Origin of the sequence: Streptomyces sp. MnatMP-M17, assembly GCF_900091995.1 — a bacterium.
In the GTDB taxonomy this organism is placed as follows: Bacteria; Actinomycetota; Actinomycetes; order Streptomycetales; family Streptomycetaceae; genus Streptomyces.
On record NZ_FMDK01000644.1, the window covers coordinates 1 to 11,797 of the forward strand.

The window sequence follows — 11,797 nt, forward strand, 5'->3', positions numbered from 1 at the left end:
GGCGCGGGAGCCGGGCGGCGCGGCCGGTCCACGGCCGCCGCGGTCGCGCGCCCAGCGCGCCATCTGCCCGACGCGCTTGACGACGAACTGGGTGTCCAGGATGCCCAGGATGCCCGCGAGCTGGACGGCGACCTCGTGCTGCGAGGCACCGTTCTTGATCCGGGCGACGATCGGCGCGGCCTCGTCCAGGGCCGCCGCGCGGCCCGCCGGGGTCTCCAGGTCGTAGCGCGAGACGATCTGGCGGATCGCGAACTCGAAGAGCGGCGTGCGCGGTTCGACCAGGTCCTGTACGGCCTCGTCGCCCTTGGCGAGCCGCAGCTCGCACGGATCCATATTGTCCGGCGCGACGGCGATATAGGTCTCGGCGGCGAACTTCTGGTCGTCCTCGAAGGCGCGCAGCGCGGCCTTCTGGCCTGCCGCGTCGCCGTCGAAGGTGAAGATCACCCGGGCGCTGCCGTTGTCCATCAGCAGCCGCCGGAGGATCTTGATGTGGTCGCCGCCGAAGGCCGTGCCACAGGTGGCGATGGCGGTGGTGACACCGGCGAGATGACAGGCCATCACATCGGTGTAGCCCTCGACCACCACGGCCCGGCTGGACTTGGCGATCTCCTTCTTGGCCAGGTCCACGCCGTAGAGCACCTGGGACTTCTTGTAGATCGCGGTCTCGGGCGTGTTCAGATACTTCGGACCGTTGTCGTCCTCGCGCAGCTTGCGCGCGCCGAAGCCGACCACCTCGCCCGAGATGTCCCGGATGGGCCACATCAGCCGGCCGCGGAACCGGTCGATCGGGCCGCGGCGGCCGTCCTGGGAGAGACCGGAGAGCAGCAGCTCCTTGTCGCTGAAGCCCTGGCCGCGCAGAAAACGGGTGAGATGGTCCCAGCCGGCAGGGCTGTAGCCGACACCGAAATGCTCGGCCGCCGCCTGGTCGAAGCCGCGCTCGGCGAGGAACGTACGGCCGATCTCGGCCTCCGCGCCGCCGAGCTGCTCCGCGTAGAACCGCGCGGCGATCTTGTGCGCCTCGACCAGCCGCGTGCGCTCGCCGCGCTGGCTCGCCGGGTTGTAGCCGCCCTCCTCGTACCGGAGGGTGATGCCGGCCTGGGCGGCGAGCCGCTCGACCGTCTCGGAGAAGGAGAGATGGTCGATCTTCATCACGAAGGCGATGGTGTCCCCGCCCTCCTGGCAGCCGAAGCAGTGGAAGAGACCCTTGCCCGGACTGACCTGGAAGGAGGGGGACTTCTCGTCGTGGAAGGGACAGAGGCCCTTGAGATTTCCGCCGCCCGCGCTGCGTAGCTGGAGGTATTCGGACACGACGGCGTCGATCGGGACGGCGTCCCGCACCGCCTTTACGTCGTCATCGTTGATCCTGCCTGCCACGCGTGAATACTACGGTGGCGGGCGGACACCGTTCGTCGGCTGTGGACAGTGGCTGTGGACAGTGGTGGCCGGCCGGCTGTGGATGGCCGCGGGTGGTCCCGGTTGTCAGCCGTGGTGGGTGCCGAGAGAGCCGAGCGGGACGCCCGGGTCGGCGAGGGCGTCGGGGTCCTGCTGTTCACCGGAGCGGATCAGGCGCTGGATGTCCTCGGTGACGTCCCAGACGTTGACGTTCATCCCGGCGAGCACTCTGCGGTCCTTCAGCCAGAAGGCGACGAACTCCCTCTTTCCGGCATCGCCGCGTACCACCACCTGGTCGTACGAGCCGGGCGGCGCCCATCCCGAGTACTCCAGGCCCAGGTCGTACTGGTCGGAGAAGAAGTACGGAACGCGGTCGTAGGTGACGTCCCGACCGAGCATGGCGCGGGCGGCGGCCGGGCCCCCGTTGAGGGCGTTGGCCCAGTGCTCCACCCGTACCCGGACGGCGGACGGAGCGGCGCCCGGACCTGAGCCCGGGCCGGCGCTGAGACCGGCGCCCAGGCCGGGGCGCGGGTGGGCGAGCGGGAAGGCGGCCACATCACCGGCCGCGTAGATGTCCGGGTCCGAGGTGCGCAGCGCGGAGTCCACGGCGATACCGCCGCCCTGGGCGCGGTCGCCGAGATCGAGCCCCGCGGCCTCGGCGAGGACCGTACGCGGAGCGGCGCCGATCGCGGCGAGCACATCGTGGGCCGGATGCTCCTCACCGTCGTCCGTACGGGCCGACAGGACCATGCCGTCCTGGCCGATGATCTCGGTGAGCCGGGCGCCGAAGTGGAACCGTACGCCGTGCTCCTGGTGCAGTTCGGTGAAGAGCTGGCCCAGCTCGGGGCCGATGACATGGTGGAGCGGCGTCGGCGCGGTCTCGACGACGGTGACCTCGGCGCCGTAGCCACGGGCGGCCGAGGCGACCTCCAGACCGATCCAGCCCGCGCCCGCGATCACGAGATGGCCGTTGTCACGGCCGAGAGCGGTCAGCGTCTGGCGCAGCCGGTCCGCATGGGCGAGGCGGCGCAGATGGTGGACGCCGGCCAGGTCCGTACCGGGAATGTCGAGGCGGCGCGGTTCGGCACCGGTGGCCAGCAGCAGCTTGTCGTACCGCACGGAGGTGCCGTCGCCGAGATGCACACACCGCAGCTTCCGGTCGATGGAGGTGACGGTCTGGCCGAGATGCAGTTCGACTTCGGCCCGGGCGTACCAGGCGGGCTCGTGCACGAAGACGCTGTCCCGTTCCTCCTTGCCGGTCAGATAGCCCTTGGAGAGAGGCGGACGTTCATACGGGTGGTCGCGCTCGTCGCCGATGAGGATCACCCGGCCGGTGAAACCCTCCGAACGAAGGGTTTCCGCGGCTTTCGCCCCGGCCAGCCCACCGCCGACGATGACAAAAGTCTGATGTGCGTCGACCACTTGATGCCTCCTCTTCGTGCTGCCGCCATCTGCGAGCGTCCCGCACGGAGCGTGATGGCGAAAGAGGGAGCGCTCCACGGGCATGTATCACTGCTGTGATCCGGCTACTTTCGTACAGGCGCGGACCGGGAGCGGTGAGGCATGAGGTGCGCATGTCGCTGATCCACGGCTTCCACAAGGGCTTCCACGAGCGTCACCCGTTCATGATGCGCGGGACCGGCGTATGACGCGCGTACAAGCTCGCCGTCAGGCGCGGCCGGTGAGCTCCGTGTGCAGGGAGCGGGCCGCCGCGTCGGTGAAGGACGCGATCTGGTCGACAAGGACGCGCTTGCGCGCACGGTCGTCGGCAGCCGCGTCGAACAGCGCGCGGAACTGCGGATCGAGCCCTTCCGGCGCACGGGCCGTGAGCGCCTCGGCCAGCTCCGCCAGGACGATCCGCTGGTCGGCGCGGAGCGCCTCCTGTTCGGCGCGCTGCATGACATAGCGGTCGGCGACGGCCTTGAGGACCGCGCACTCCAGCCGGGCGGTGCGCGGGACGACCAGTTCGGCGGCGTACCGGGTGAGCGGGCCCGTACCGTACGCCTCGCGGGTGGCGGCCTCGGCGGCCAGACAGAACCGGCCGATGAGCTGACTGGTGGCGTCCTTGAGACGGGACTGCGCCACGGCGGAGCCGTCGTAGCCGCGCGGCCACCACTCCTGCGCCATGAGCCGGTCGAGCGCGGCGGACAGTTCCCGCGGGTCGGTGTCCCGTGGCACATAGCGGCCGATCGCCACCGCCCAGATTCCGCGCCGCTCGGTTCCTGAGGAGAGCGCGGCGGGAACGACATGGCCGGCGTGCAGGCCGTCCTCGAAGTCATGGACCGAGTACGCGACATCGTCGGACCAGTCCATGACCTGCGCCTCGAAGCAGGTACGGTCCGCCGGCGCGCCCTCGCGGGCCCAGCCGAAGACGGGCAGGTCGTCCTCGTACACCCCGAACTTGAGCGAGTCCGGCCGGGTGGGATGGGCACCGCGCGGCCAGGGGTATTTGGTGGCGGCGTCGAGGGTGGCGCGGGTCAGATTGAGACCGACACTGACCGGATCGGATGTCTCCGTGAACCGGACGAACCGTTTCGGTTCGATACGGGTGAGCAGCCGGAGCGACTGCGCGTTGCCCTCGAAGCCGCCGCAGTCCGCGGCGAAGTCGTTGAGCGCCTGCTCGCCGTTGTGGCCGAACGGCGGGTGGCCCATGTCATGGGCGAGACAGGCCGCCTCGACGAGATCCGGGTCGCAGCCGAGCGCGGCGCCCAGCTCGCGGCCCACCTGCGCGCACTCCAGGGAGTGCGTCAAGCGCGTACGAGGGCTGGCGTCCCACTCCTGGCTGCGTGATCCGGGCGTCACCACCTGGGTCTTTCCCGCCAGGCGGCGCAGCGCGGCCGAGTGCAGCACGCGTGCCCGGTCGCGCTGGAACGCGGTGCGGCCCGGCCGCTTGTCGGGCTCGGGTGCCCAGCGCTCGGTGGCCGCGTCGTCGTAGCCGCCCGTCGGTGTGGCGAAGTGCGGCGGGGTCGTGCCCGTAATGCCTGCCATGCACCGAAGGTAACCGGAGTGGGTGGCGTGCGGTGGTCCGCGGAGCGGCGGGCGGGTGTCCCGGGAGCCGGTACGGAGGTTTTCCACAGGCTCACAGGCCGTGCGAAGGCGTTGTCAGACCGGTCTCCTACTGTGATGCCCGTTCAGAACCGGAAGGTCGGGGAGGGGTCCTGCCATGGGCTGGATCGAAACGTCGGGCGGGTATGCCGTCGCGCTGGACGGCACGCGGGTGCTGTGTCGCAACGCCGCGGGCCGCACATTGAAACAGGTGCCGTCGAAGCTCAAGGACGACACCGAGGTGGTACGGCTGCGGCAGTTGGCCGAGTGGCTGGAGCGGCACGAGCGGGAGTGCCGGGAGCAGGTGGACACCTGGCTGGTGCGTTCGCTGCCGGTTCCGGTGGCACTGCTGGCGCGGGTGTGGCCGGATCCCGCCTGGCGGTCGGTGCTGCGGGATCTGGTGGTGGCGCCGGTGGCCGCGGACGGTTCGGCGGACACCGCGCGCGCCGGATTTCTGCGGGACGCGGATCCGGTGCGCGGGCTGGGGATCGTCGATCTGGACGGTGACTCGGTGCGGCTGGATCCGGCCGAGGCCGGCACGGTGCTGATTCCGCATCCGGTACTGCTCGAAGATCTGGCGGAGCTACGGGAGTTCGCCGCGGAGCTGGGCGTGGAGCAGGGCGCCGAGCAGCTTTTCCGCGAGGTGTGGCGGCGGCCGGAACCGGCCGAGGACGCCCCCGAGGGAACGCCCGCGCAGGACTGGCGTGCGTACGCCAACGGGAAGTTCGCACAGCTCCGGCACGCCACGACTCGCGCGGTCTCGCTCGGCTACCGGGTGCGCGGCGGCTATGCGGTGTGCCCGCTGGTGGAGGGCGGCCGGCAGCTGGAGGCGGCGTACTGGGTGGGTGACGACTATCCGGACGGCGAGACCCTGACCGGTTCGCTGGAGTGGCGTGACGCGGCCGGGCGGCGGCTGCCGCCCGCCGAAGTGGGGCCGGTCGCCTGGTCGGAGGGCGAGCGGATGGCCGCGCTGGTGTACGCGGGCCGTGTGGTCGAGAACGACGAGGAGGGGGCGCTGTGAACGGGCGACTGGCGGGCGGGACGCTGTCGGACACGAAGACAGGGGATGCGCAGGCAGGCAACGGGCAGGCACGGGACGGGCAGGCGCAGGAGAAGGATCTGCTGGAGGCCGGGGCGGTGCTGCCGCTCGGCGGCGCCGAGGGCGACACGCTGACGGCACGCGCGTACGGACATCCCGCGCTGGACGAGCGCGCCGTGGTCCGGCTGGTGCCGGGCGCGATCGGCGCGGCGGAGGATCTCGCCCTGGAGTATCTGGGATTCGGCGCGGCCGAGGCGGTCGAGGTCGGTCGGGTCAAGCGGCAGTCGCTCGGCTTCCCCGCCTGGGCGCTCGTACACGATCCGGACAACGGCCATCACGCGCTCGCCGTGGTCAAGGAGATGGAGCGGCTCACCCGGCAGGTCGCCACCAAACCGGGCCTGGCGAAGGAGGGCTTCGACGAGATCGGCGAGCGGCTGGACCGTTCCGTACCTCACTTTCTGCCCACCTTCTACGAACAGGTGGCGCGGCTCTTCCTTGCGGTCGAGTCCCGTCAGCAGGCGTCCGTGTTCTTCGGCAAGGCGCGGGCGGCCGAGCAGCGGCACGCGCTGGCGGTGGACGAGGAGCGGCTGCGGGAGGTCTTCCTGGAGTTCGCCGGCGCGGGCGCGCTGTCCGGCAAGGCCCTGCGCGAGCACGCCAAGGGGCTGACGGACCGGCTGTCGGCCGAGGAGGCGTACAGCCAGTTCAAGGCGGTCTCGCTGGAGCGCTGCGCGGCCGGACTCGCTCCGTACGCGGGCATGCTGGAGGATCTGCGGCGCCTCGCGAAGGGCGCGGGTCTGGACGCGGCGGCCGAGGAGCGGACGCTGCTCGCGGAGATCATCCACACCGGCCCGATGAACCGCGCGGCGGCGAGCTTCTGGAAGTCGGCGCTGCCCGCTCTGCGGGCGGTCGCGGCCGAGGACCGCGCGGTGCGGGAGCGGCTGCTGGCGCTGCTGCCTGCCACGGGCGGTGACAGTCATGAGGAGTTCGACGCCTCCTGGCTCGCTCTGCTGGACCAGTGCGGAGCGATCGACCTGCTGGTGGACGGTACGGTCCCCGCCGCCGAGTGGCTGTCCTCATGGGCCAGGCACCGGCAGCGCGGCTGGCGCAGCTCCAAGCGGCTGCCCGCCGAACTGGCCCTGGTGGAGCGGCTGGTCGAGCGGCTGGTGGCCGACGGCACACCGGTACGGCTGCTCGGCCGCCGCGGTCGGCGTGTCATGGCCGACCTGGATCTGCTGGACGCCTGTCTGGCCTGGGGCGTGCCGGTCGACGGTCCTCCGGAGGACGCCTGGAATCTGGCTCTGGACGACTGGCTCGGCGACGCACAGGAGGGACGCCGGGATCTCGTGGCGCTGACCTCCGATCCCCGGTTCACCCGGCTCATCCGTACAGGTGTGGAGCGGCTCGCCGACCAGGGCGACGCCACGGAGCGGCTCCGTGAAATCGCCGCTCATCCCGCGCTGCGCGGCGCGCTCGTGGGCTGGCTGGACGATCGGGCCGACGATCTGGCGCGGCCCTTCGGACTGCCCGAGCTGCACGGCCTGTTGACGCGGCTGTCCCGGTTCTCCTCGCCGTCCGTGCTGGCCACGGCGCCCGAGGCGGTGGCGCGGATCACGGCGGTCTCGCCCGCTCCGGCCCTGGCGAGGACACTGCGGGCGGGCATCCTGGACGAGCTGGGCTGGCCCGCGCTGGAGGAGGCGCTGCCCGGGCTCGGAAAGGTCAGCCCGCGAGGTTCGGGACAGCGTTACGGCTACCAGAGCGACAGGTGGTACCGCGTCAGGGATGCCTGGCCGGCCCTGCTCGTCCGGGTCGACACGCAGGTCGCGGCGGTCGGGCCGTCGGCCGTGGTCGACCGGCGCACGCTGCCCTTGCCCGCGAAGTCGGTCCAGACCTGGGACACGATCACGGTCCGTTATGTCGGCGGCCAGTGGCTGATCGCCAACGGACTCGGGGACGACCGCCGGGCCCTGTGGTCGGGCCGTCCGAGCGAGGTGTTCAAGCCGACGGGCGAGCTGCACGACCACTGGACCGACTCCCAGGTGCCCTCGCTCGAACTGTCCGGCGGCGGTCGCTGCTACGGCGGCCGGCCGGTGTACGCGGGAGACACCTCGTTCGCCGGAGAGCGCCGCCAAGTGGCCTCCGACGGTATCTCCGTCTGGGTGCTGCACGAGAACCAGTGGTGGGAGTACGACCCGGAGTCGGCCCGCAGGGGCCGGGTCTCGGTGCCCGCCTTCTTCGACTCGGCCCTGGACTCGGCGCCGGCCGGCGGCGGCGTGAGGCTGCTGGAGCGGGCCTGCCGACTGCTTCCCGTACAGCCCGGTCTGGAGTCCTCGCCGTTCGGCACGAAGGACGGGCTGCTCGGCTGGTGGGTGACGTACGACCCCAAGGAGCGGACGCTCACGGCCTGTTCGGTGGACGGCAGCCGCAGTCCCGCCGTGCCGGTGCCGCCGCGCGCGAGCCTCGAACACCTCAACAACGGCCTTCCCGTACCGCCGCTGCGGCTGCCGGGCGGCGCCGTGCTGCATCCGCGGGAGACACGTGGCTTCTCGGCCTCGGTCACGCTGTACGACACCGAGGGTATCCAGCTCGCCGAGGTGGAGGAGGGCGACCGAGGCGGCGCGTACGCGGCGGGCACGCCGCTCGTGGCACCGCTGGCCCACTGGCACGCGCTGCGGCCACGGGACGAGCGAGGTTCGGCCGCGCTGCGCGCGGTGACCGAGGCAAGGGCCCGGGAGCTGCTCACCGCCGTCGCCGAAGGGACGAAGGCGAAGACGGCCGTGCGCCGGATCCTGCCGGAGATCACCCATCCGGGACTGGTGGCGGGTGTGGCCGGAGTGGTCGCCGAGGCGGCGCGCCACGGCAAGCGGATCGGCACGCTCGCCGAGCAGGCCGCGCGCGGACGGCGGGGCGCCGAGGGACCGCGGGAGCCGGAGGTCGAGCACGCACAGGACGGGATCCTGAAGGAGGCGTGCGACGGCTTCACCCGGCCGACGTACCGGTACTCCTACCATCCGCTCGCGCAGGGCAGCACGACGATCATCGAACAGATCCGGCTGCTGCCCGAGGTGCTGGCGCCGGACGCGGTCCCGGGCCGGGTGGCCCTCAAGGACCTCAGCGAAGGATGGGTGACATTGTGCGGGGCCGGAATGGCGGCACTCGCGGTGCGCGCCGCCTCACCCGCCGTCGCCGACGAGCACCGGGCCGCCCTTGTGGAGTTCCTCGACTCGGCGCTGGCCGTGGAGAGCGGCGGTGACGCGCTCCTGATCGATCCGCGCGGACGGCTGCGGGCGGTGGAGCTGAAGATCGCCGGGGAGTCCGAGGACAAGCGCGCCGGAGAGGTACGGCACGCGGGAGACCGGCGATTGCTGATCCTCGGCAGGCTGCGGTACGAGGAGAAGGAGGCGTACTGGCACTGCGTCGAGTACGACCCGGCCGGCGCCTTCGGCGGCTGGGACGGCTGCACTGTTGTCGAGTCCGAGGTGCTGGGCGCGGCGGACGACCCGGTGCGGGCGCCGGCGGTGCGGCGGCTGCTGGAGCTGGTGCGGGAGCGCGGACCGCTGCCGTACCGCCCGGAGCAGGCGGTGGACTTCGCGGAACAGGTCGGGATCACTCCGGTGGCGGGCGCCCTGTTCCAGCTCGGTTCGCCCGGGCTGACCGGCTATCACGCCCATGGCACGGTGTCCGCGGAGTATCTGGAGCCGCTGGGCGCGAAAAAGGCCGAGGCGCAGGTGGGTGTGGCCACGCTGATGGCGCTGAGCGTCGAGGAGCGGCGGGCGTTCACCGCCCTGCTGCTGCCCGGTGAGCCGGCGCGGGTGGCGGATCTGTGGACCACGGGCTTCGCGGTGGAACCGCTGGTGGGCGCCTGGACGGCGGTACGCGGCAGGCGACGGCCCACTCCGGCCTCGCTCATCCGTCCGATGGTGGCCGAGATGGGCGGCGGCACCGCCGTGGATGACGCGCTCAATCCCGAGTGTCAGCCCTGGCTCATGGGCCGTACCGAGCAGCGGTTGGTCGACGGCGAGCTGGAGACGGCGGATCCGGGTCTGGCGCTGACGGGATCCAGGCTCCACGACACGGTCGGCGCGCTGCGCTGGCTCGCGTACCGGCTGCCGTACGGCGATCCGCTGCGGGCCGTCCTGCCGGAGACGGTGCGGAAGCTGCGGGAGCGGCTGGCCGATCCCGGGCTGCTGCTCGATCTGGGCGTCAGCCGGGACTCCGCGTATGACGCCGTGTCACCGCGGCTGCGCGAGGCCTTCGGACTGGCGCCCAAGCGCGGCGGCGGCGAGAAGGAGATCACCGAGCTGTCATCGGCGCTGGTGCTGACGCCGACACGGTACGGACGGGACTGGGACTCGGTCTGGGTACGGCCGGCGGCCCTGCTGCCGGTGGCCGGCGCTACGGGCGAGGGCGGGGCGAGTCAGGGCGGGACGGGCGGGGGTGAGACAGGTGAGGGCGGTCCCGACCATCCGGATCTGAAGCTGCTGGTGGCGACGGCGGGCCCGGCTCCTTCGCTGGAGGCGCTGCGGGCGGTGCTGAGCGAGGAGTTCATGGAGCTGGTCACGGCGGACGGCCCGCCGGGAGCACAGCAGAATCCTCTGCACACAGTGCCGGAGCTGGTGGGCGAGACGGCGGAGCGGTTCGGGCTCTCGGAGGACGCGGCGGCGCTGTATCTGATGCTGCTCGCGCTGCCCGATCCGACCGACCGTCAGCAGGCCGCGTGGACGGGCTGGAAGCCGGCCCGGCTGAAGAAGGCGCGGGCCGAACTGGCCGCCACCGATCTGGTGGTGGAAGCCAAGCGCGCGCGGGCGGGCCGGACGCTCTTCCTGCCGGGCGGCTGGCTGGAGCAGCAGACGCCTCGGCTGCCGTCGGAGAACTGGAAGACGGCGCTGCTGCCCTGGGACCGGCCGGGCTTCGTGGTGCCGGACCGCCCGGTGCCCGCGCAGTTCGAAGCCGCGTGGCGGCGGGTCGCCGAGGGCGACGCACCGGGATTCGAGGAGTTCCGGGGCCGTAGCGTCCGAGGAGGACGGCGATGACAACGAGGACGGGGCCGGAAATGGGGATGGGGATGGGCACGAGCGCGGACTCGTTGTCGCGGGAAGCGGCGGAGGCGGCGCGGGCGCGGCCCGGGCGGCAGCTTGAGCTGCCGGAGGACCGTTACGCGACGGAGCTGGCGTTTCTGGAGTCGTACGACAACGGCCCCAGGCCGCCGAGCTGGCGGCTGACGCCTCGCGCGGTGGTGCTGTTCGTCTGCGGCACGGACGGTGAGCCGCTGCGGGCGCCGGACGGCGGACAGCTCGTGATCTCACGGAAGTTCGTGGGTGACCGCGCTCTGGTGGAGCGGTGTGTGGTGACGCTGGCGGGCGAGCGCGGGCTGCTGCTCGTCGGTGAGCCGGGCACCGCCAAGTCGATGCTCTCCGAGCTGCTGTCGGCCGCGGTGTGCGGCACCAGCACACTCACCGTGCAGGGCACCGCGGGCACCACGGAGGACCAGCTCCGCTACGGCTGGAACTACGCGATGCTGCTCGCCAAGGGACCGAGCCGGGAGGCCCTGGTGCCCTCTCCGGTCCTCACAGCCATGACGCGCGGCGCGGTAGCCCGGATCGAGGAGGTGACCCGCTGTCTGCCCGAGGTGCAGGACTCACTGGTCTCGCTCCTGTCGGAGCGTCGGATGTCCGTGCCCGAGCTGGCGGGCGGGGAGGACGGGGACGGCACGGTGCACGCGGTGCCCGGCTTCACCCTGATCGCCACCGCCAACCTCAGGGACAAGGGCGTCTCCGAGATGTCCGCCGCTCTGAAGCGGCGGTTCAACTTCGAGACGGTCGGCCCGATCGACGACCTCGACGCGGAGACGGCGCTGGTGCGCAGCCAGGCGACGGCGGCGCTGGTACGCGGCGGGGCCACGTTCTCGGTGGACGACACGGTGCTCGAAGCGCTGGTCACCGCGTTCCGGGATCTGCGCACGGGCCGGAGCGCGGAGGGCTGGGAGATCGAGCGTCCCTCCACGGTGATGTCCACGGCGGAGGCGGTCCATGTGGCCACGTCGATGGGGCTCGGCGCGGCGTATCTCGGCGACGGCCGGGATGTCGTCCGTACGCTGCCCGGCCATCTGCTCGGCACGGTGCGCAAGGACGATCCGGCGGACCACGCGCGGCTGCTGGGTTACTGGGACGGTCCGGTACGGCGCCGGGCGGAGGCGGGCGCTCCGCTGTGGCGGACGCTGTGGGAGCTGCGCCATGAGCTGGGCTGAGCGGGACGACGGGACCGGCCGGGTGGGCGGCGAGGCCGGCCTGGCGGGCGACGGGGCCGGTCGGCCGGGCGACGAGG

6 protein-coding genes are annotated in these 11,797 nt (G+C 72.2%); 3 read left to right on the forward strand and 3 right to left on the reverse strand.

Annotated features, from left to right (window positions below; genetic code table 11):
• The 3 genes from dnaG to GA0115259_RS27020 form a co-directional block, all read right to left on the reverse strand.
• Window positions 1-1,374, reverse strand: a 1,374-nt coding sequence (gene dnaG, locus GA0115259_RS27010; RefSeq protein ID WP_107469269.1) for a DNA primase, incomplete at its 3' end; no start/stop codon positions are given.
• Window positions 1,375-1,479: 105 nt separating this feature from the next.
• Window positions 1,480-2,814, reverse strand: coding sequence for an NAD(P)/FAD-dependent oxidoreductase (locus GA0115259_RS27015; RefSeq protein ID WP_093601870.1), 1,335 nt, complete (start codon window positions 2,812-2,814; stop codon window positions 1,480-1,482).
• Window positions 2,815-3,060: 246 nt separating this feature from the next.
• The gene (locus GA0115259_RS27020; protein WP_093601872.1) at window positions 3,061-4,380 is read right to left on the reverse strand and encodes a deoxyguanosinetriphosphate triphosphohydrolase; all 1,320 of its coding nucleotides are present in this window, start codon (window positions 4,378-4,380) and stop codon (window positions 3,061-3,063) included.
• Window positions 4,381-4,555: 175 nt separating this feature from the next.
• On the opposite strand from GA0115259_RS27020, the gene GA0115259_RS27025 reads away from it, so the two are divergent.
• Genes GA0115259_RS27025 through GA0115259_RS27035 form a run of 3 tightly spaced genes read left to right on the forward strand, consistent with a single transcriptional unit; the run spans window position 4,556 to window position 11,720 of the window.
• On the forward strand, window positions 4,556-5,458 hold the full coding sequence (locus GA0115259_RS27025; RefSeq protein WP_093601874.1) for a DUF4132 domain-containing protein: 903 nt from the start codon (window positions 4,556-4,558) through the stop codon (window positions 5,456-5,458).
• Complete coding sequence (locus tag GA0115259_RS27030) at window positions 5,455-10,506, forward strand: hypothetical protein (RefSeq protein ID WP_093601876.1); 5,052 nt, start codon at window positions 5,455-5,457, stop codon at window positions 10,504-10,506. Before GA0115259_RS27025 ends, GA0115259_RS27030 begins: the two co-directional genes overlap by 4 nt.
• A gap of 32 nt (window positions 10,507-10,538) precedes the next feature.
• Complete coding sequence (locus tag GA0115259_RS27035; protein WP_093601878.1) at window positions 10,539-11,720, forward strand: ATP-binding protein; 1,182 nt, start codon at window positions 10,539-10,541, stop codon at window positions 11,718-11,720.
• Window positions 11,721-11,797 lie beyond the last annotated feature (77 nt).

Bases quoted from the DNA above. Each gene is read 5' to 3' on its own strand.
- GA0115259_RS27025 (WP_093601874.1), top strand. From the start codon at position 4,556: ATGGGCTGGATCGAAACGTCGGGCGGGTATGCCGTCGCGCTGGACGGC.
- GA0115259_RS27020 (WP_093601872.1), bottom strand. From the start codon at position 4,380: ATGGCAGGCATTACGGGCACGACCCCGCCGCACTTCGCCACACCGACG.
- GA0115259_RS27035 (WP_093601878.1), top strand. From the start codon at position 10,539: ATGGGCACGAGCGCGGACTCGTTGTCGCGGGAAGCGGCGGAGGCGGCG.